At 53.2% G+C, this 21,017-nt stretch carries 18 protein-coding genes; 6 read left to right on the top strand and 12 right to left on the bottom strand.

Annotation, left to right across the window (positions count from 1 at the left end; translation table 11 throughout):
- Positions 1–36: 36 nt before the first annotated feature.
- Positions 37–966 carry a sterol desaturase family protein gene (locus tag JTM80_RS22085; RefSeq protein ID WP_172353521.1) on the bottom strand — a complete coding sequence of 310 codons (930 nt, stop codon included), beginning with the start codon at positions 964–966 and terminating at the stop codon, positions 37–39.
- Between the two features lie 157 nt (positions 967–1,123).
- Between JTM80_RS22085 and JTM80_RS22080 the strand changes: the two genes are divergently transcribed.
- Positions 1,124–2,506 (top strand): 8-oxoguanine deaminase, encoded by a 1,383-nt coding sequence (locus JTM80_RS22080; protein WP_172353520.1) that lies wholly within the window; start codon positions 1,124–1,126, stop codon positions 2,504–2,506.
- A gap of 8 nt (positions 2,507–2,514) precedes the next feature.
- On the opposite strand, the gene JTM80_RS22075 is transcribed toward JTM80_RS22080, so the two are convergent.
- The 10 genes from JTM80_RS22075 to pssD all read right to left on the bottom strand — a co-directional run bounded on the left by JTM80_RS22075 (position 2,515) and on the right by pssD (position 14,863).
- Complete coding sequence (locus tag JTM80_RS22075; protein WP_172353519.1) at positions 2,515–3,798, bottom strand: oligosaccharide flippase family protein; 1,284 nt, start codon at positions 3,796–3,798, stop codon at positions 2,515–2,517.
- Positions 3,799–3,807: 9 nt separating this feature from the next.
- Positions 3,808–5,127 carry an O-antigen ligase gene (locus JTM80_RS22070; protein WP_205370306.1) on the bottom strand — a complete coding sequence of 440 codons (1,320 nt, stop codon included), beginning with the start codon at positions 5,125–5,127 and terminating at the stop codon, positions 3,808–3,810.
- A gap of 222 nt (positions 5,128–5,349) precedes the next feature.
- On the bottom strand, positions 5,350–7,014 hold the full coding sequence (locus JTM80_RS22065) for an alkaline phosphatase family protein (protein ID WP_172353518.1): 1,665 nt from the start codon (positions 7,012–7,014) through the stop codon (positions 5,350–5,352).
- 116 nt (positions 7,015–7,130) lie between these two features.
- Positions 7,131–8,216, bottom strand: coding sequence for a polysaccharide biosynthesis/export family protein (locus tag JTM80_RS22060; protein WP_225906712.1), 1,086 nt, complete (start codon positions 8,214–8,216; stop codon positions 7,131–7,133).
- Complete coding sequence (locus JTM80_RS22055) at positions 8,213–10,471, bottom strand: polysaccharide biosynthesis tyrosine autokinase (protein ID WP_205370304.1); 2,259 nt, start codon at positions 10,469–10,471, stop codon at positions 8,213–8,215. Before JTM80_RS22055 ends, JTM80_RS22060 begins: the two co-directional genes overlap by 4 nt.
- Positions 10,472–10,857: 386 nt before the next feature.
- Entirely contained in the window at positions 10,858–11,787 is a 930-nt protein-coding gene (locus JTM80_RS22050) for a glycosyltransferase family 2 protein (RefSeq protein WP_205370303.1), read from the bottom strand.
- A gap of 26 nt (positions 11,788–11,813) precedes the next feature.
- Entirely contained in the window at positions 11,814–12,734 is a 921-nt protein-coding gene (locus tag JTM80_RS22045; protein ID WP_172353515.1) for a glycosyltransferase family 2 protein, read from the bottom strand.
- A gap of 18 nt (positions 12,735–12,752) precedes the next feature.
- Positions 12,753–13,817 (bottom strand): glycosyltransferase family 2 protein, encoded by a 1,065-nt coding sequence (locus JTM80_RS22040; protein ID WP_205370302.1) that lies wholly within the window; start codon positions 13,815–13,817, stop codon positions 12,753–12,755.
- A gap of 47 nt (positions 13,818–13,864) precedes the next feature.
- A complete protein-coding gene (locus JTM80_RS22035; protein WP_172353514.1) occupies positions 13,865–14,392 on the bottom strand; it encodes a glycosyltransferase in 528 nt (175 codons plus the stop codon).
- A gap of 72 nt (positions 14,393–14,464) precedes the next feature.
- Positions 14,465–14,863: a PssD/Cps14F family polysaccharide biosynthesis glycosyltransferase gene (gene pssD / locus JTM80_RS23375; RefSeq protein WP_304941129.1), complete on the bottom strand. Its 399-nt coding sequence runs from the start codon at positions 14,861–14,863 to the stop codon at positions 14,465–14,467.
- A 990-nt stretch (positions 14,864–15,853) separates the two neighbouring features.
- On the opposite strand from pssD, the gene JTM80_RS22025 reads away from it, so the two are divergent.
- Together JTM80_RS22025 and JTM80_RS22020 are read left to right on the top strand one after the other, a co-directional pair.
- Complete coding sequence (locus JTM80_RS22025; protein ID WP_172353513.1) at positions 15,854–16,138, top strand: hypothetical protein; 285 nt, start codon at positions 15,854–15,856, stop codon at positions 16,136–16,138.
- Positions 16,139–16,481: 343 nt separating this feature from the next.
- Positions 16,482–18,572 carry a M3 family metallopeptidase gene (locus JTM80_RS22020; protein WP_172353512.1) on the top strand — a complete coding sequence of 697 codons (2,091 nt, stop codon included), beginning with the start codon at positions 16,482–16,484 and terminating at the stop codon, positions 18,570–18,572.
- 111 nt (positions 18,573–18,683) lie between these two features.
- Here JTM80_RS22020 and JTM80_RS22015 read toward each other — a convergent pair whose 3' ends face one another.
- A complete protein-coding gene (locus tag JTM80_RS22015) occupies positions 18,684–18,962 on the bottom strand; it encodes a hypothetical protein (RefSeq protein WP_172353511.1) in 279 nt (92 codons plus the stop codon).
- A 216-nt stretch (positions 18,963–19,178) separates the two neighbouring features.
- Between JTM80_RS22015 and JTM80_RS22010 the strand changes: the two genes are divergently transcribed.
- From JTM80_RS22010 to JTM80_RS22000, 3 genes are all read left to right on the top strand, one after another.
- The gene (locus JTM80_RS22010) at positions 19,179–19,346 is read left to right on the top strand and encodes a hypothetical protein (protein ID WP_172353510.1); all 168 of its coding nucleotides are present in this window, start codon (positions 19,179–19,181) and stop codon (positions 19,344–19,346) included.
- A gap of 43 nt (positions 19,347–19,389) precedes the next feature.
- Entirely contained in the window at positions 19,390–20,052 is a 663-nt protein-coding gene (locus JTM80_RS22005) for a triacylglycerol lipase (RefSeq protein ID WP_172353509.1), read from the top strand.
- 150 nt (positions 20,053–20,202) lie between these two features.
- On the top strand, positions 20,203–20,982 hold the full coding sequence (locus JTM80_RS22000) for a transposase (protein ID WP_172353508.1): 780 nt from the start codon (positions 20,203–20,205) through the stop codon (positions 20,980–20,982).
- Positions 20,983–21,017 lie beyond the last annotated feature (35 nt).

Here is a 21,017-nt window from a genome sequence, read left to right as displayed (position 1 = left end):
AATCCAAAATCGCCAATCTAAACTCCAAAATCAATCCTAGACCTCGTTCGGCTGACTGCGATTCGAGCTGCCCAGCCACCGCCGCAGCGGGTAGAGCAAATGCGCTCCCAGGTTTTCGGGAATTGGCTCGCCACAGATGCCAAAATTGTGGGGCTGCTGACCCTGCGGCAGATAAAACGTGCCAAACATCAAATCGTAGACGGGGAATAGTCCAGCAAAGTTGCAGCCGAGACCTGCCTCTTCTCGCGTATGGTGCCAGCGGTGGAAGGCGGGGCTAGCCAGCACATAGCCCAGCGGTCCGTAAGTCCAGCGGACATTGGCATGGATAAAGGCGACGTAGCTCGACAAAAAAGCCGTGTACATTTCTACGGCAACTGGCGAAAAGCCCAGAATCAGCAGCGGCGAAGCCTGACACACCCGCGAGATAATGTCATTCACCGGATGCAGCCGCACCGCCGTCAGCCAGTCCATTGTTTCCGCGCTGTGGTGGACGGCGTGATAGTCCCACAGCGGCTCGGCGTGTTGCAGGCGGTGTGTCCAGTAGCCGATGCCGTCGCCGACGACAATCATGATCAGCCCCTGCACCCAGAGCGGCAGTTGCGCTGCCCAGCCATAGCCCGTCAGCACGCTTTGCCAGTCGAGCGATCGCCCCAGCAGCAGATACACGGGGAGCAAAACGAGGGCGATCGCCCCCATGCTAAGAATCTGAATCACCATCGGTGTCAAGAACCAGTAAAAGCTATCTAGCCAGTAGCCCCGCCGAAATCGGGGTTGGTCGGGAATGCTAGCAAAATAGCGTTCTAAAACACCAAACAAAACGGTCAAAACCAGATAGAGAATTAGCGCTCGCAGAAACCGATCTTGCATGGTGGGGCGGATTGCCGAAAACATCTCTTTGGACATTACATAATCGGCAGCAGCCGGAACTGTCAAGCCGCCACAGGTGAGTTTAGAAGACCGATGCAAGTTGTTGCAGGAATCAAGGTCAGCAGGATTCAAAAGAATTTGTGATATCTAAAAGATTTTGATGAGCAGTGCCCTAGACTGCGGAAAAATTCAGCCCAAATTCTATAGGGCTTTCCTACAAATTCGCCTCCCCCCACACTCCAATCCCCGCTGCACGATGCCAAGCCTTTTAGTCAAAAACATTCACACGCTGGTAACTCACGATGCAGAGCGGCGCGAGATTCGCAACGGGGCGCTGCTGGCGCAGGACGGCGTGATCGAGCAGGTCGGCACGACGGCTGAACTGGTAGGCAATCCGATGCTGATGGCGGACGAGGTGCTGGACTTAGGCGATCGCCACATTGTCTTGCCCGGTCTGGTCAACACCCACCACCACTTCTACCAATGCCTGACGCGAGTGATTCCCGGTGCCCAAAACGGCACGCTGTTTGACTGGCTGACGACGCTGTATCCGATTTGGGCCAACCTGACACCGGAAGCGATTCATATCAGCACCCAGATGGCGATCGCCGAACTGATGCTGTCGGGCTGTACCACTGCCAGCGACCACCTGTATATCTTTCCTAACGGCTGCACGCTGGACGACGAAATTCGCGCCGCGCAGGAGATGGGGCTGCGGTTTCATCCCTGCCGAGGCAGCATGAGTGTCGGCAAAAGCCAGGGCGGGCTGCCGCCAGACTCGGTGGTAGAGTCGGAGGCGGCAATTTTGCAAGATTCCCAGCGCCTCATCGAGCAGTATCACGACAACGAGCGCTACGCCATGCTGCGAATTGTGCTGGCTCCTTGTTCACCCTTTTCTGTGTCGCCCGACCTGATGCGCGAGTCGGCAGCGCTGGCCCGCAGCTATGCTGGCGTGCGGCTGCACACGCATCTGGCAGAGAATAAGTCGGACGTAGACTACAGCCTCAACACCTTTGGGATGCTGCCGGGGGACTATGCTGAATCGGTGGGCTGGCTGGGCAGCGACGTGTGGCACGCCCACTGTGTGCAGCTTGATGAGCGGGCGATCGCCCAATTCGCCGAAACCGGGACGGGCGTTTCCCACTGCCCCAGCAGCAACACTCGCCTCGCCAGCGGCATCGCCCCCATCCGCGCCATGCTGGATCAGGGCGTGCCCGTCAGCCTGGGAGTGGATGGTTCCGCCTCAAACGATACTGGAAACCTGCTGCAAGAAGCCCGCCTCGCCTTTTTGCTGGCGCGGGTGCGGGGCAACCTGGCGGCAGACATGACCGCCCGCGAAATACTGGAAGTAGCAACGCTTGGAGGCGCAAGGGTTTTAGGTCGCGCCGATATTGGGGCGATCGCCCCTGGCATGGCCGCCGATTTTATTGCAATTAATCTGGATCGGCCCCAGTTTGCCGGAGCGCTGCATGACCCAGTTTCGGCGCTGGTTTTCTGTCAGTGCGATCGCGTGGATTACAGCTTTATCAATGGCAAAAAGGTCGTCGATCGGGGAAGACTTGTTCCGGTGGATCTAGAAACCCTGGCAGAAAAAACGAACCAAATCGCCTGCCAGCTCACCGATGCATCGCTCGGCTAAAGCCCAATTTACGACTCTGATACCTGCTGGCGAGCAAACCGCAACACCAATCCCCAAAGCAACGCCGCCAGCAATCCATCCGCAATCAGCGAAGCCAACGCTGCGCCCTGCCAGGAATAAGCTGGAATCAGCATAAAGTTGAGCAAGGCGTTGAGTAACGCAATTCCCGCTTGTAAGGCGCTGCGCCAACCCTGCAACCCCGCCCCCGTCAGAGTGTTTGCTGCAAAAAATTGCATAGACTTTAGAAAAATTAGCGGAGACAGCCAGCGGAGAGCGCTCACTGCTTGGGCATAGTCTTCGCCCAGGATGTAAGGCACTATTGGCGCACAAACCCATAATCCCAGACTCGACAGCGCTCCATAGCCTCCCGCGAAGGGCACAATGCGACGGGCAAGCTTAAGGCTCCCTTGGATGCCGCTTGCACCTTTGCGAAAGAACTGCGCGTAGCTCGCACCCATGACAGCAATCAGCGGAATTAATCCAACTTCAATAATGCGATAGGCCGCGCCGTAAATCCCAGTTGCAGTCAACGTAGACATGGAAGCCAGCATAGCTTTGTCAATATCGTTATAAATGGTCTGGGAAGACAGATCAACTGAAAAGTAAAATCCATCCCGAATCTCCGATTTCATCAGGCTGAGATGGGGTTTCGGCTTTCCCAATATCCGAGAGACCAAGCTAATGCTAATGATTGCTGTCATCACGCGACTTGCGAGATAGAGAAGTCCCCAAATTAATGCATTGGGCGCTTGCACAAATAGCAGCAAACAGGCCGCGGCAATTAATCCATTAATACTAAGAAGAATATTTAGCTGAGCATCACGCCCGAACAAGTCAGTAGCAATAAATGATTTTAATGAAGCATCATGAAATCGAGCAAAGATGAGTTCAGCCAGCCCAATTGCCAACAGCAGAACAAAGGGAAACCGAGTCGATAAAACAAACTGATTAAGCACCAAAAGCGCTGCTAAAACAGTAAGCCCAAGAGCCGTAGTAATCCATAGCGCATTGCCAAAGTATGCCTGAATTAGGCTTTTGTTGCGTGAGACATGCTTAACCAAGATGTGCGGTGTTCCCCAGTTGGCAAAGGGAACGACCATCTTCACCAACGCCATTACTCCGACAAACAAACCATATTGCTCAGTCCCCAGCGATCGAGCAATGATAAAGAAGTAGGCCGACTGAAGTACAAGACTGGAAATCCGGGCTGTAAGCTTCCAAAGCGTACCCCGGATGACCGTATTTTGGAGAGAATTCGTAAGACGCGATCGCAGCGAGTTTAGATAAATCATTAGCTGTGGTTAACGCGTCGATAAAGGTTGTCTCAGCAATTCGGGAGCTTTATGAGAACTGGAAATCTGAGCAAAATCAAGGTCTTGAGACTGATCCTCATGGGGCATTAGGGGAGAAAGGGCGATCGCCACATACAACACCCAAAAAATATCATTTGCCCGCATCAGTGAAGTCTCCGGCAGATTTGAGAGAATCATAAAAATCAGAAATGGAAGCGGCCAGACAAACTCTACGCCTAACATGCTTCTGAGACGGATAATGCTATTAATTAAATTCGCAAAATAGCCAATCAAAAAGACAGCCATGCCCACAATTCCTAGCTGTAGAAGCAAATCCAGGAATCCGTTATGAGCATCTGGAACCTGCCAGGCTTCCGCTCGCCAAACAACTGCTGAAGGCCCGTTCAATCCATTCCAAAAAGCTTGATAGCCATAGCCGAACCAAGGACGCTGTCTGATCATTTCTAAAACGGTCATCCATAGATCGATTCGCCCAGTCAGCGTTAAATCTTTGCCTAAGACATCAACAACAATAGATTCTAGATTCTCCACAAACCACAGGGATACCGCACCTGAAACAATGGCAATCGACCCAAGAAAAACGACTAAGAGATGATATTGCAGTCGAAAAAGGCGACAAACGGCAATCACCAACCACATTGCCACTACGTTTACCAGCGCTCCTTTGGAGGTTGAAAGCAGTAGCAGCATGACCGACAACCCTAAACCTAAAGAGAACCAAAGCCTCTGCTTCTGCCCACTAGTTAACAGCAACGTGAAGACGATACTGCTCAGAGTCATCATTTTGCCGAAGTTATTTTTATGGGTGTAGATACCGCGCCAAGCTCCAGCATGAACGCCACCCATGATTCCATATTTAGGCAAGAGCAATGCATAAACCAAACTCAGCCCCACCACTAACCCAAACGTCCAACCCAAAAGCTGTAATTGCTGCTTCAGGGTATACCGAGTTGCAAAGTAGACCCCTAGCAGAGTTGACCCTGTGAAGGAAAAAGAGCGGGAAAGTGTTCTTCCTGGAATTTCTGACCAGAAGAATGAAAGGATAACTAAAGCTAAAATTACCCAAATATAGCGATCCCGCTGAAGCACATAAAGCACTTTTCTCCAGCGAATTGCCAGCAAGCAAAAGACAACTAGATAAGTTAGGAGATATAGATTTCTAGTCAGCCCAAAATCTGGCTCAGCAATTTGCCTATCACCCTGGCTATATCCCCCCGATAGGATCACGTTTAGCGGCCCACCCGTGTGCAACAGGAGAGCGATCGCGGTAAATGCTTGCTCTACAAAGACGAGAGGCTTTTTCATCATGAGAGATATGCGAATGCAGAGGGTTTAGATCCTTAGCTTCATCGTTCAAGTGCATCGTTTAGGCGATCGTCTAGAACGGAACTCATTTGAAAAAAAGCTGGCCTTCCAAACTCAATACCTGAACCCGCGTTTGAACTGGAAAAGCCAGCCTTCTGGGCTTTTGAAGAGCGCCAAGCAATGCTCATGCTTGAACTGCCAGAGTGAGGTGGATAGGCGATCGCCCTACACTAGTGGCGCAGTCGAAATCTGAATCAGCGGTTTGCCGTCGTAGTGCCCCGGAATAGGAGCCTCCAGCAAACTCAAAATGGTAGGTGCCAAATCCACTGCTTCGCCCTCCGGTAGATCAGAACCAGGTTCAATGCCAGGCCCCTGCGCCAGCAGGAATCCTCTAGGCCGATGTCCCCCCGGACGATTCATCGTCACCGGGCCAATCCGCCCAAAGTCTGGGCTATCTACCACATCAGTCGGAATTTCATGCCATACCACCACCAGATCTGCCATCGGCAATCGAGAATTTTCCTGATCCTCCCGTGGCAATTGGCGCGTCCGCACCACCTGTTTCACCATCGGCTGTCCCGTTCTGGCATCCCTCAGCCGATAGAACACCTGCGTCAGCTCTTCACACAGCGCATCGTACTCAGAGGGTGGAACAATGCCGTCACGTTCTCGACCCTGGAGGTTGATCCGCACATGCCCATTGGCAAAGGCAGGAATCGCAAACGCTTTCATTTCAGGCCATGCACCAGAGTAAAGCATTGTCGGTGACCAATCCATTGCCACTTCGTTTCGCTTCAGCTCGTAGGGCGACAGTAGTCCTTTTTTGGGAGAGCGAATCCATCGCTTAGGGGCCCAAGTATTGATAAGTTTCTGAATTGGGTTTGCCTGCATGGTTCGCCAAATTTCGCCGCCCCATCCTTTGCGAATGGGCTTCGACACGTAGGGCGGTGGCGTAGCGCCCGCTTTGCCTGCACCCATTGCTACCTGCCCTGGAAAGCTAAAACGATATAGTAACTCTGCAATGGTGAACATACTCAGCACATCAGTATGGTTCGGAGCCATACCATGTACCGAGAAAAACAGTAGGTAAGCGTTTTCTGGTAGGTTGTCAATGATTTTGCCTACTGCCTCATCAATTTCTTGATAAGACTGGAGCAAAGGATTTGGGACAGCAGCTTCTTTCTTTCTAAGGGGATACAGCGGATGGTCGGGTAAGCTCTGGTCATACAGGTCGTGCCCAGCAGCATGAATATCTCCAAAGACTGTCAAGAACAAGTCCCAGGGTTGACGCTGCATCAAGTCGCAGCAGATGCGGGCGCGGAGATTGGCGCTTTGCTGAATTGCACCTGGCACCCACTTTACATATTGCTTATTCCACCACTTCCCATCGTCTTTGTAGAGTAATGGATCGCTGCCGTATTTCTGGTTAATTTCGGTGAGCAATCCCTCCGGTTTAGACAGGCTCGGCGGCCAGGGGAAGTGCCCGCCCCAGCCCTGAATCTGCCATCCATTCACCTTGTCGGAAATTCGCGTCACCGGTACATCAAAGGTGATAACGCGGTAGTTTTCGCCCAGTTCATGGACATGGGGATAATCAGGCTGATGATAGATTTTGTCGGGGGAAACGGTGTAGGTTTCGGGATGAAATCGGACGGCATCCCAAAATCCTGTTTTGGTGGGATAGCAGCCCGTGAGTGCCATACCCCAAAGCGGCTCCGTTGCAAAACAGTCAGCATGACCGCCTGAGTATGGGAACTTATTGCTGAGGCGACCGTAAGCGCCGCGATCGCGCACTTTCTTCAAGTTTTTCAGATGCCCCTGTGCCATCCACTCTTCCAGAAGCACAGGGTCACAGCCTTCTAATCCAATACCAATTACCGGGTTTTTCATGCGCTTTCCTCAAAATCACTCAGTCATGACAAACAATCAGCTCAAGTTGTTGAGTGCCTTCGCTAGGATGGTCAAGAATAGAACGTGAAACTAGACGTTACCCAATCTGGAACCCTTTACAGCCCAAACACCCGAAGCAGCACGCCAAGCGGATTGAAAATTCGTCCGGCAAAATCGGCAACCGATGCAGCCGTTTGCTTGGGCACCACAATCACATCGCCCTCTTGCACCTGATAGCTATCGGTCAGGTTGCGGAGATCGATTTCCTGGCGCTCAATCTGTCCCTGATCATTCATGCGGATAAAGTTCACTTGGCTGAGGCGAGCGTCTTCGGTGGGGCCGCCAGCGATCGCCACTGCGCTCGACAGGGAGCTGTTGGGCGGCACCTGCACTTCGCCGGGGCGTGTCACCTCGCCCACCACCCGCACCCGCACCGTTGCCGGAGCCAGGCTGGACTGAGCAATCTGGCGGCGGTCGAGGGTGGCATCAGCCGCCAGCTTGGGCACCAGTACAATATCGCCGTCTTGCAGGGGGGGGTTGTTGGCGTTGGACTCGGCCCAAATACCATCCCACAGGTTTACTGTGAGCGTTGTAGTGCTGCCGCTGGGGAGCGATCGCCGCACCAGCACTTGCCGCAAATCTGCGTGGGTCGTAATGCCGCCCGCAGCGACTAGCGCCGCACTCAGGGTCGGCAGGCTCTGCTGGGGATTGTTGCCATTTGTGCCATTGCGCGGATTGTCAAGCTGAATCGGGCCAGGTCGCTGTACCTCACCCGTCACCGTTACGAACACAGGGCGTAGGGTCGTCAGGCTCACCGCCACAGACGGGTTGACCAAGTAATAGTTCAGCCGAGTGGTGAGGTCGCGAGTGAGCGAGTCGATGGTTTGCCCTGCCACTGGCACCACCCCGATCACGGGCAGGGTAATCGTGCCATTGGGGGCAATGACCCGCGTTCCGGTATATTCATCAAAGCCCAGCACCGTAATTGCCAGTTCATCACCGGGGCCAAGAATATAGTCTGAAGGCAGTGCCAGGAAGGGGGACGCAGGGCTAGCTGCGAGGGAGTTTTGAGCGAGAACGGCAGCCGGGGCCGCCAACCCGCTGAGGGACAGGCTCAGGGCGATCGCCGAACCGCGCACAACCGCTTTAGAAACAACGGCTTTGGAGATAGATGCTGCTAAAGATGCCGCTGAATGTGTCACGATGCGACCTCCAGGTTAGACGATTCTTGAGATTCGGCAGACTGCCCATTTTGGCTGTGCTGCTCAATGGGAAAGAGTTGCTCAAAGCTGGACACAGGCTTGACAGGTTTGGCAAAGGCGACTTCCTGGGTCAGGGCAAAATAGCGGTTGGGGTTGCGAATCGGAGCAACGCCATTAGCCACAATCCCCAGTACATGGGGTCTGGCGAGATTGAGCAAACTGCAAGTCGCTTTCAAATCCTCTACATCCGTCGTCGGTCGCACGACCAGCAGCATCCCATCCGTCAGCTTGCCCAAGGTGGACGCATCCGACGCACCGGAAAGGGCTGGCGTGTCAAAGATCACCACGTCGTATCGCTGACCCATCGCCGCAATCACAGGAAGCAGCTTTTGAGGGGTGAGCGAAGTTGGCGTGGAAGATGCCAGATTGCCTGCCGCCAGAAGTTCCAGACTTGGCGCTACTGTCTGGATTGTGTCGGCCAACTCGGCCCGACCCTCCAGCACCTCTGCCAGTCCAATGGCTCCATTAGCATTCCACATCTGGTGCTGGGTCGAATGGTGAAAGTTTGCATCCACCAGCAGCACGGTTTGCCCAGACTGGGCGATCGCCATTGCCAGATTTGCAGCCACTTGCGACTTGCCTTCCTGCGGTACGGAACTGGTAACCACCAGCGTTTTCAGACTAAACTCCGAATCCAGCAGCCCCAAGTTCGACTGCAATACGCGATAGGCATGATGCACTCCAGCAAATAGCGAGCCGTCGCTCTGCTGCATGGGTAGAAGATCTTGCCGCCTGCCAGATCGTTTCCAACTCGGCACAACCCCCAGCAGTGGGTAATGGAGCAACTGCTGAGCGTTGGGAATTGTTTTAACCGAGCGATCGCACAGATCCAGCAGAAACGCCGTCACCACACCCATCGCCGATCCCAGCACCAGCCCACCCAGCAGAATCAGCTTTTTGCTAGAAGCAGCAGGCTTCTCAGGTGCCACCGCCGCTGAGATCACTCGCACGTTGTCAATCGTCTGATCCTCTGCCACCTGTACTTCTTGCAACCGCTGGAGCAGCGATTCATACGTGCCTTGCGCTGCGGCCAGTCGCCGCTCCAGTTCGCGCTGGGTCGCCTCTAGCCGAGGAATCGTTACCGCTCGGCTGCGCTGCTCTGCCTGTAGCCGAGCCAACTCGGCAATCTGACTGCCCAGCGCGACGCGCTCCACCTCTGACTGCACCAAGTTCGCTGTCAAATCTTGAGCCAGCGCCCCCAGTTGGATATCCCGCTCCGACACCCGACTTTGCCCCACTAGCTGAGCGACTCGCCCCTGGAGTCGTTGCTGCAACAGAGCTTCTTGCTGCTCCAGCGTGGCAATGGTAGGGTGAGTTGGCCGATAGCGGGCCCGCTCCAGATCAAGCTGCCCCTGAATTTGTTGAAGCTGGGAAAAGACCTCCTGAATCGCCGGAGACTGGCTCAGCGCCGTTGCACTCACGGCCTGTTCTGGAGACATTCTTAACTGCTGCTGCAATTCGCGAGAGCGGGTTGTCGCATTCACAAACTGCGTCCTGACCCTCGCAATTTCATCATCCAGGCGCTTCATGGCTTTGACCGTCTCGCGGGATTCTTCATCCAGCAAAATTACCTGGTTCTGCTCTTTGAAGCGTTGCAGCGCGACTTCAGCTTCCCGCACCGTGGCTTCGGTTCTAGGCAGTTGCTCTGTGATGAACTTGCGAGCGGCAGCAGCATCGGCTTGGTTGGTCGCAATATTATTGTTGCGGTAAGCCTGAATCACCTTGTTCACTACGGCTGCCGCCCGCTCAGGGTCTTCGTCCTGATAGCCGATCTCGATCATATCGGTGCCAGGAATTGGCTTAACCGTTAACACCTCCAGAAACCCCACCGGGCTGAGGGGTTGTCCTTCATCATCGGCGAGTCTGAGAGCCGTGATGGTCGCTTCGGCAATTGGCAACGACCGAATTGTTTCGACTTGGGTGGCAATGGGGTCAGTATCCGAACCAACAGCACCTTGCCGACCAATCGCAGCGGCCCCTGCTGCATCCAGCCCCGTCAAGGAAGAGGTGCGGTCAATCTTAACAAGAACCCTGCCAGCGGCGACATAGCTAGGCTGTTGCGACAGGGCCGCCAGGGTTGACAGCACCGCAACCGTGCTAAACACTCCGACCGCAGGCAGCCATCGCCGCTTCAAAACCTGTGCATAGCGTTGCAGATCGATATCAACTTCTTCTCGAAAAGATTGAGTACTCATGAGACTCCCAAAGAGCAACACAGCCAGCGGCGCACTAACTGAAAAAACGCTCCAAACCTCAAGACTGCAACCGTGGAATTACGCAGGCTCTAGAGCAATTCAACGGAACGCAGCCTATCAGTCATTCGCATTAGCACCCCGGGTTCTCGAAACTAAGTTCTGTCATCAAAACGGTCGATCGCTGCCACCTCAAAGACTTCTTCTATGCGCTTTTCCTAAGTTCTCTTAAAATCTTCAGCCTTGCTAAGCGAGGCTCAATCTAACAGCGGACGACCACTCTTTGATTTACATCTCTAGTCTAGACGGCTCAGGCAACGAGCCGCATCTGCCTTCACACTAGCTTCTGCCAATCATCAAGACTTGATAAACTTATGGGCTGCCAATCACTAGTCAGACAGCATCAATCGATGGGCTTCAAAAAAGCGATAAAGACGAAGCCGAAATAGGATTAAAATCGCTCTCAATCGATCTTCCAGTCGGCTGAGTTTTTTAGAGTTGAGAATCACCAGAGTATGCGGCAAAGCAGAGAGAAGGACAACCCAGTTCCGCATCATCCACAAGATATATCCCAATCGACGCTCGCGAATAAGATGATAGCTCTCACGAGTCAATCGCTGCCATTTTCGAGCCAGTTCGGCCCAAGTTCGTCGTGCTGGATGTCCGACACAGACATCGTCTTGATAAACAAGAGAATAGCCAGCGGCGATCGCCCGATGGCACCAGTCCATATCTTCGGATACACCCTGACGAAACCCACCCACTACATTGAAAATCTCTCTGGAAACCCACAGATTTGCGGTTACAGAAAATTGCTTTTTCAGAACATAGGACTGATTATTAAATGCAAAAACAGACTCGAAAGCTTCCACAGGATGAGGATCATCCGGATTATTCAAAAGAACCCGGACGCGACCCCCTACAAGCTTGGCTTGCTTCATCGCTCTCAATCCATTTTCGAGCCAGTCCTCTGAGGGCTGACAGTCAGAGTCTATGAATGCCAAAATTTCAGATTGGGATACTAAAACCCCTGCGTTTCTTGCTTCTGCTGCACCTTGAATCGGGGCAGAAATTACTTTTGCTTTGCGATTGGTTATCTCTGCAACGACGCTGCGTACAGCATCCAAACCCAGACTCGAATTATTATCAGCCACAATAATTTCAAATTGATCTAGTGGTAGCGTTTGATTCATCAAGCAGCTCAGACAAATTTTCAGATTTTCCAAGTCATTGAAATGTGGGATGACAACAGAAATTTGAGGATTCATAGTTTTTGCGTCCACAGACTGCCACAAGCTGTCTTGATGATGATTTTCCAAGTTCAAAGCTGCTCCAAAGCCCGTTTCTACACCTTGTGAATGGTCTTATATTCCTGATAAGTGAAGCCTAAAAGCCCAGCCAAGCGACCAGCACCCCGAAAGATTCTCAGCAGCGATGCGATCGCCAAACGCTTTTGAATCAGCCCCAACGGAATGGTCATCAGTCCATAAATCATTTGGAGCAATGCCTTAGCGCTAGATAACAGACGAACTCGAGCCGATGGCTTCGCTTCTTTTTCCCAGATAGAGTAGCTTAAACAACTGCGATAGCCCCGCCGCAAAATCCACTGCACTGTAGTACGGCTGTCGGGAATCCACTCATAAACAATCGCTTCATCGGCCCAAACCAGCTTTTTTCCTGACTGATGAAGACACCTGAAAAAGTAGGAGTCTTCTCCACCCGTCAATGCAAATCGCTCTTGGAAAATGTTTTTCTGATCCTTGACCAACTCTGCTCGCATCAGGACATTGTTGGTGTAAGCCGCTTCCAAAAGATGCCCCGTTGGATAGCGTCGATTTTCAAAAAATCGACCTTGGATTGCCCAGGTCGGTGCGTCAGGCTGAAAATGGGGGAGAACCGGCCCATGCACCACATCTGCTTGATACTGGATTTGAGTCAATAAAAGTTGCTCTAGCCAGTCCGATTCGGGCACTTCATCATCGTCAATAAAGGCAATGAAATCGCTGTCTAGAGGAGCAGTGGCGATCGCCCGGTTTCGAGCATAGGAAATTCCGCGACGCGGCTCCATGCAAGCTGTTAACCTCCAGGGATAATCTGGGGATAACTGATTGCAAAAGCGAAACGCCTGTCCTGATTCATCGTTGTCCACTACCACGACATGAATCTTAGGCTGAAGCTGCTTAAACTCCAGTTTTCTCAGCCCTTCTAAAAGACGTTTTAAGCCTTCAGGTCGTTGATACGTGATGACGCAAATAGTGACCCGCATAACAGGCTCCTCATAAACCTAGCTGGTGGCTGCTCTGATCTGCTTTACAAGCTTGTCTACAAATCGAGGGCGAGATTTTCCTAATAGGAACCAGGCGATCGCAGGCTTTGCCAACGCCACAGGCAGATAGCCTACCCATAGAAACCACAGGCTCAGAATCAGCTTTCGTTTCTTGGAATAGGTGGAATATTTCCAAACCGCCCAAAATCCCTTCCAGGCAAGCATCACGCAGGAATCTGTTGGATATAGATGCCCCTGGGGATCGACCTTGAGCGAAACCATTCGATCGGTCAAATGCAGGGTGTCCTTCAAGCCGGGATCACCATCGAGCGATCGCCCCAGACTCTTTGCCGTTCGAGCGATCGCCTGATATCTCAAGCGGTCATGCCGCAATGATTTCCGAAAGCGAGAAACGTCGATTTCCTGACTAGACGCAGCCCAAAGATTTTCACCATGCTTCCGACGAACCCCAATTGGAGTTTCAATTGCAAATACCTGACCATAAAAAGGCGAAACAGACACCAAATAGCCATCCGCAGAAATCCGAAAGTCCGCTTCGGGAATGGGCAAAATTTTTTCTAGCACCATCCGACTAAAGCTAGTGCCGCTGGTCACAGTCGTGTTATATCGCCCTTTTGTGAGCAATAATGGGGTGACATCTCCAGTATTGAAAGTAATCTCCGGCGCAGGATACAGGTCAATGTAATTTCCCTCTGCATCTCGTGATTCCAGTCGAGCCTGCATTTGGGCAGTGTCGGGGGTCCATTGAGCAACAATCGTATCCACTGCATGAGGAAAGAAATAATCATCCGCATCTAGGAAAACGATAATTTCTCCCTTGCTGACTCGAAATCCTGCATTCATCGCAGAGGCCTGTCCGCCATTGGGCTTCAGAACCGGAATAATGCGATCGCCATAGCTCAGAATAATCTCTTGGGAACCATCCTGAGAGCCATCATCAACCACAATCACCTCTATTTCAGAGTAGGTTTGATTGAGGCTGCTATCGATAGCCTGCCTTAGAAAACGACCGTAGTTATAGTTGTTGATAATGATGCTGACCAGCGGGTACATACAACTCATTGCTGATTTATACGGAGACCGGGTGAAGGAAGCTCAACGGGTTCGACTCAAACTGTCTCTAGACAACCCGCCTGCTTAAAGGCAACTTCTTTCAGTCCCGGATACTTTGCACTAAGATGATCCGCCAGCTTTGGCCCGTTAAATAACTGTCCTCGGAATGGCGGCGGTGGTTCTAGCACAAACTGTCGAAGCTCATCTAGGGCCAAACAGTGCTTGACACCGAATCGCTGCATACTTTTAGCAAATAGAAGCTGATGGTCATCAATATGCTCCTCAAAGCGAGCCAGCCGCGGCAGCAAAACGAAGCAAGCCTGTTGCGAAGCCAGCATCCGCGTTGAACCCTGGCCGCCATGAGAAATCACTAGTCTGGCTTCTTTGACCAAGGCAACCAGCTTTTTAGACTCAATCGTCTTGACCACTGTTGTAAGGGGATGGCGATCAACAAGAGAGGTATCAGTGACCCCGCTCTGAATAAAAACAGGTTCAGAGATAACCTGCTGCTCTAGCAGCAAGTGTAGCCAAGTAATCGCTCTATCGAAAGAGTACGGAATCGTGCCAAGAGTGAGAATAATCATCGTGTTCTGGGATCTTCAGGAACAACTTTGAAATCACTAAACGAGCATGACCGAGAGTGTTTTAATTTAGAGTCAAGCCACAGTTCCTCTAAAGATTGCTCTTGGGTATTTTTCGGTCAACTCCTGCCACTGAACATAAAACTCATCGGCAAGCGGGTAAATGAATTTACCAGACAGGCTCAGTTCATCCGAACGAGAAATACTCTCGATATATAAGAAGCGAATTCCTAACAGCTTGGACAGGATCGCGAAATTCACTGCTATACTTGCACCCGTCGAAAGCACCATATCAGGTCGCTCTAGAAGCAGAACTCTCAGAGATCTGGGCAGGTTCATTAGAAAACGCTTCCAGTCTCTTGGGCCCTGATAGGGCAGCCAGAAAACTCGTTCATTCAAGCCATTTAGAAGACTCGTATCTTTCTTAAAGTCCGTTACCCAGACTCTCTCGTGCTGAGACCAAAATGACTCCATGTCTCTCATGGTTGAGAAATGACCGCCAGATGTGCAAACAAGCATTAATTTCATAGAAGCTGAGCCTAACCAAGCTGGATTCTTCTGATACCGCAGAATCCTGAGAAATTCGTGAGTGATTTGTGAACTTCTTGCATATCCTGGCATCAGTCTCATCGGACAATGCTGATATGAATGAATCAGCGCTAGGGTAGCTCTAAGGCATCTAGGCATCAGAGACTGACCTTACAACTCCCAGAGCATCACCACAGAATCAACCCCTAGAAACCACTGAGATGTCGCTGAGAGATACTGGTAAATGCACTGAACCCATATGTCTTAAGATACAGAATGAGGGTTGTCACTTACAGTGGATTGGTTCTCAACTTACAAAGAATTCAAACTCTGCCTGGAACTTGTGAAGGGCTTACGCAGGCTTTAAAGATGTGCCTACGTTCATGAAGATTGGTAGGTCAAAGCACTTGTATCTCTCCGAAGATTCCAGGATCTAGAGCGATTTTGTTTGATCTTTCGCCTACTCTTTACATACGAAACATCAACTATACGGACTTTGTGTTGTTTTGATGAAACTAAGTTAGGGCTTGCGTCGTTGGAGAATCTATATCGAGATGCACCCGCGAGCAATCGTCCGAAACACAGGCAGCTCGTCGCAGGTGCGTAAGTCCCACGAAGCGCTTCTTGGTGTTTCTTAGTATTTTTTGCAGTGAGCGAAGGCTGCCCCCAAAATAGACAGGCGTGAACCCAGGGGTGAACTGTTGCGGGTCAGGCGGCCTGTACCTGGGACGATTTGTATCTGGGAGATGTTAGCTGCGGTACACGCGCTCTGATCCGAGGGTGTTATAGTAAAAGTGTGATCCCAAATGGTAGCGTAGGGCACGGAAAAAGATTCGGACATATCCGCCCCATGCATTGCCTTTGGCATACCTTCGAGGTGGTAATGGTGACAGGTTTTGAAGTGCCTCCCCAGTGTAATTGTGGAGGTTTTTTGATATGAAATGGTTCACCCATAGGTTCGGCGAGTTCTTTGCGTGGGAGTCTTATCGGCATCGAGAGCCGGGAGACAAGGCGACGATCGCCCTCGATTTGCCTACGGTTCCCTTTGCCACAGGGATGGCGATCGCCCCGCGTGCGCTGGCGTGGTTTTTCTTGGAAGACAGCACCCTAGAGCAGGCCGTCAGCCACCTAGAGCGCTGTTGGGCTTCGGAACCAGAAGAGGCGGGCTGGGCCGCTTACGCTAAAACGGCATCGACCTATTTCGGGCAGTTTTGGAGCTAGCCGCGGCTGATCTAAACTTTAGCGGCTGATTTATAGGATTTGTCAGGCAGGTGTCAGACTGGGCCTGTAGGTGTCAGACGAGCCTTAGATTGAGCCTAGTTCAGAAGAAGGGCGTAAGTGTATACTTGCGTCCTGTTTTGCTTTTTTGCAGAAAAACCGATAGATTTCAGGATTGAGCGAGAAAGCTGGATGGCAACTCTGGGGGCGATCGCTTAAGATCGAATGCCTAGGGCGTAGTTGATATGACTTCGACTGTAGATTCTTAGTAGATTCTTACCTGTATTTTCTTAAACGCTCAGGCACCCCATTCATCCTCCATTCACTCCATCCCCCATTCACTTTTATGATTGCAACTACCGCGAATCCCCTCCTGGTTGGCAAAGGTCTTCCCCCCTTCGACCAAATTCGTCCTGAACACGTCGTGCCAGCCATGACCGAACTGCTGGCCAAGGCGACCGATGCCCTGACGCATCTGGAAACAAACACCAAGCCAACCTGGGAAGGACTGATCGAGCCATTAGAAGCCCTGACCGAACCTGTGTTTTGGGTGTGGGGCGTAGTGAACCACCTGATGGGCGTGAAGAATAGCCCGGAACTGCGCGAGGCCCAGGAAGCCATGCAGCCCGAAGTGGTGAAATTTGGGATGCGCGTGAGCCAGAGCAAGCCGCTCTATGAGGGGTATAAGGCAATTCGCAACAGCGCCGCCTGGGGCACCCTCAGCGAAGCCCAGCAGCGGATTATCGAGTCATCCATCCGCGAGGCAGAGTTAGCGGGCGTGGGGCTAGAAGGCGAAAGGCGCGATCGCTTCAACGAAATCCAGCTTGAGCTAGCGAACCTGTCTACCCAGTTTTCCAACAATCTGCTAGATGAAACCAAGGCCTTTAGCCTGACGCTGACACAGCCCAGCGAGGTAGAAGGACTGCCGCCAACGCTGCTGGCCCAAGCGGCCCAGGCAGCCCGCGCAGCCGGGGCAGAAGCCGCCACGCCCGAAGCAGGTCCCTGGCGCATCACGCTGGATATGCCTAGCTACTTGCCCTTCATGCAACACAGCCGCCGCCGCGACCTGCGCGAAACGCTGTATCGTGCCTACATCACCCGCGCTTCGTCTGGCGAGCACGACAATCAGCCAATCATCGAGCGCATTTTGACGCTGCGAAAAGAGATGGCGGGCATTCTTGGCTTTGGCAGCTATGCCGAACTCAGCCTCGCTAGCAAAATGGCCCCTGGCGTAGACGCAGTAGAACACCTGCTGGAGTCACTGCGTGCATCGAGCTATGCCGCCGCTCAGCAAGACCTGGCCGCGCTGAAGGCGTTTGCCCGCAGCCACGGCGCACCCGAAGCCGAAGACTTTCAGCCGTGGGATTCGGCCTTTTGGTCGGAGCGGATGCGCGAAGAGAAGTATGCGCTGAATGCAGAGGAACTGCGACCCTATTTTCCACTAGAGCAAGTGCTAGACGGATTGTTTGGGCTGGCGAAGCGGATTTTTGGGATTGTGATTACGCCTGCCGATGGGGAAGCGCCCGTGTGGCATCCCGACGTGCGCTATTTTCGGGTGAGTGATGAAGACGGTGGGGCGATCGCCTATTTTTATCTCGACCCCTACAGCCGTCCTGCCGAAAAGCGCGGCGGAGCCTGGATGGACTTTGCCATCAACCGCAAGCGCTACGTCGAAGCGGGCGTGTCCAAGGTGCGTCTGCCCGTTGCCTACCTCGTCTGCAACCAGTCGCCGCCCGTAGACGGCAAACCCAGCCTGATGAACTTCTATGAGGTAGAAACGCTGTTCCACGAGTTTGGCCACGGCTTGCAGCACATGCTGACGACGGTGGACTATTCCGGCGCGGCGGGCATTAACAACGTCGAGTGGGACGCGGTGGAACTGCCCAGCCAGTTTATGGAGAACTGGTGCTACGACCGGGCAACCCTGTTTAGTCTGGCGAAGCACTATCAAACGGGCGAACCACTGCCCGAAATGTTCTATCAGCGCTTGCTGGCGGCCCGCAACTTTATGAGCGGCAGCGCCATGCTACGGCAGATACACTTCAGCCTGCTGGATATCGAACTGCATCACCGCTATGTGCCCGGTGGAGCCGAAACTCCCAAGGACGTGCGCGATCGCCTCGTCAAAACCACGACCGTCCTGCCGCCTCTGCCCGAAGATGCCTTCCTCTGCTCCTTTGGACACATCTTTGGCGGCGGCTACGCGGCAGGCTACTACAGCTACAAGTGGGCAGAAGTCCTCAGCGCTGATGCCTTCTCCGCCTTTGAAGAAGCCGGTCTGGATAACGAAGCCGCCATCGCCGAAACGGGCCGCCGCTTCCGCAACACTATCCTTTCCCTCGGCGGCAGCAAGCACCCGATGGAAGTCTTCAAAGCCTTCCGCGGCCGCGAACCAGATACGGAACCGCTGCTGCGGCACAATGGGCTGGCGGCGTAGAACCTTGGCGTGTAGGGCACGGGTGTCGGGACGGGGAGATCAGGCGATGAATGGATCAGGAATTTCCCACTTTAATTTCCCACTTTGTTGCCCGGTCGCCCCAGCCCTGTGTCACCCTTGCTGGATCTGCTGCTCTAGCGATCGCATCAGGTTGAAAAATTCCTGGGCTTGAATCGTGCCGCGATCGCGCAGTTCAACTAGGCAACCCTCAAACGCCCGGCGCATCGACTCTGTGGCAATCCACAGCCGCGCACAGCTAATGGCCTGGACGGGTGTGGTATAGCCTTGGTTTGAGGTAATCGTCATGCCCGTGGGCAGGGTTGCCCGCCAATGCCAGCGATCGCCCTCCATGACTGTTCCGATTGCAATGTCGAAGTAGTTCCAATCCATCTGTTGGGGGAAGTGCAGGTGTGGGTAATTCAGGCTTTCGTTCCAGCAGCAAAGTCCGGGGTTCAGTTAAAGGCGAGTTTAATATTTCTTTAATATTCTATTCGAGTCAACGTCAATCAGCCAGGTTTTCATCTAGCGTTCCCAAAAGCGTTTGATCGGAAACTGGTCTGCAAAATTGGCTGGGCAAAACTGGCTGGGCAAAACTGGCTGGGCAAAATGGATACGAAAGAATGGCGCGGCAAACTGGTGCAGCAAGCTGGCGCGATAAACTGGCTCGGCGAATTAGTGCAGAAAATTGGCACAGCAAACTGGCACACCAGCCCCACAGAGGGCGATCGCCCCCCGCTACCCTTGAAACAGGAAGTTTGCTGTACGGTTCTCTAAAACTCTAAAAAAATCTAAGCCAATCAAGCGCTAGCCTCCCACCATGACCCGCCTTCACGAAATATCCTCTCCATCGGGCGATCGCCATCCGGTCATTTTGGTTCACGGGATCGACGACACCGCCGCCGTGTTTCGCAGGATGGCTCCCTATCTCACCTCGCAGGGCTGGCAGGTTCACCACCCCAACCTGACACCCAGCAACGGCGACGTAGGGCTGGATGTGCTAGCAGCACAGCTTGCCGACTATGCCCAGCAGGTAATCCCGCCGGGGCAGCCCTTCGATCTGGTCGGCTTTAGCATGGGCGGCATCATCAGCCGCTATTTCGTGCAGCGCCTCGGCGGACTAGAGCGCGTGCGCCGCTTTGTCACCATCTCCTCGCCCCACTGCGGCACCTGGACGGCCTACCTGCGCCCCAACATCGGAGCCAGCCAGATGTCCATCAAAAGTCCCTTTCTATGCGACCTCAACCGCGATGTGGACTGTCTAGAACAGCTAAACTTCACCTCAATCTGGACACCGCTAGATTTGATGATTTTGCCCGCCCGCAGTTCTTGTCTGGGCGTGGGGCGCGAAGTGGTGCTGAACGTGCCCGCCCACGCCTGGATGCTCAGTGATCCCAGAAGCTTAAGGGCGATCGCCCAGGCGCTATCAGAGCCGCTGCGTTCTGCCACCAGCAGTGTGGAATCGATTCCCCCCTTAGCTTAAGGGGGGCTAGGGAGATCTCCAAAAGCCTCGCACCCAAACCGATCCCCCTAAATCCCCGCGCTGACGCGCCGCTTCGCTAGAAACAAGGGGGACTTTTTCCGGCAGCGGCCCGGTTCCCCCCCTCCTAAAGGGGGGCTAAGGGGGGATCTCATGCCACGCCAACCTCGCCAACTCCATCCCGGCTATTGCCACCACGTCACCATTCGCTGCAACAACCGCGAGTTTCGCCTCACGAAACCCGAATACCGCGAAGTGTTGCTCTACGCCATCCAAAAATGCCAGGAGAAATACGGCTTCAAGCTGTATGCCCTGTGCATCATGAGCAACCATGTGCATTATTTGCTGGAGCCGCCGCAGCCGGAAGACCTGCCAAAAATCATGCACTGGCTGAACTGGTATAGCGCCATGTGCCTCAACCGAATACTGAACCGCACCGGACACTTTTGGGAGAAGCGCTATCACAGCACAGAGTTTCCCATTAGCGACAAGCGGCGGGCGCTGAACACGCTGCGCTATATCCACGCCAACCCCAAGGCAGCGGGAATGCAGCAGGGATTTTTCTATGACTACAGCAACTATGGCAGCTATGACCGACTGACGCAGGACGGGCTGACGCAGTGGCATCCGGCGTTTTTGGCGCTGGGCAGAACGCTGGATCTGTGTGCGGCGATCTATCGCCAGTTTTGCAAAAAATATCAGCCGAAGCCGAAGCCGGAGAAGCGCAACCACTGGGGAACCAAACTGCTGGCGCAAATCAAGGCGCGGAGCAGGCTAAAGAAAAAGAGCAGCCCCGGACAAAAGAGCCTGTGGGACGACTGGGAAACCCCCGCAGCGGAAATCCGGCAGGTGGCGAAGAAGTTTGTGTTGGCGAATTGCTATGACCCGGAGGTGATGAAGCTCCAGTTTGAGGAAATAATCGACTCGACGTAGAAAAAACGTCAGGTGCCAGGTAACGGATCGCTGAA

The organism is Thermoleptolyngbya sp. PKUAC-SCTB121 (assembly GCF_016919485.1).
Taxonomy (GTDB): domain Bacteria; phylum Cyanobacteriota; class Cyanobacteriia; order Elainellales; family Elainellaceae; genus Thermoleptolyngbya; species Thermoleptolyngbya sichuanensis.
The sequence above is the reverse complement of the archived record's forward strand: the minus strand, read 5'-3'. Positions and strand labels throughout refer to the sequence as shown.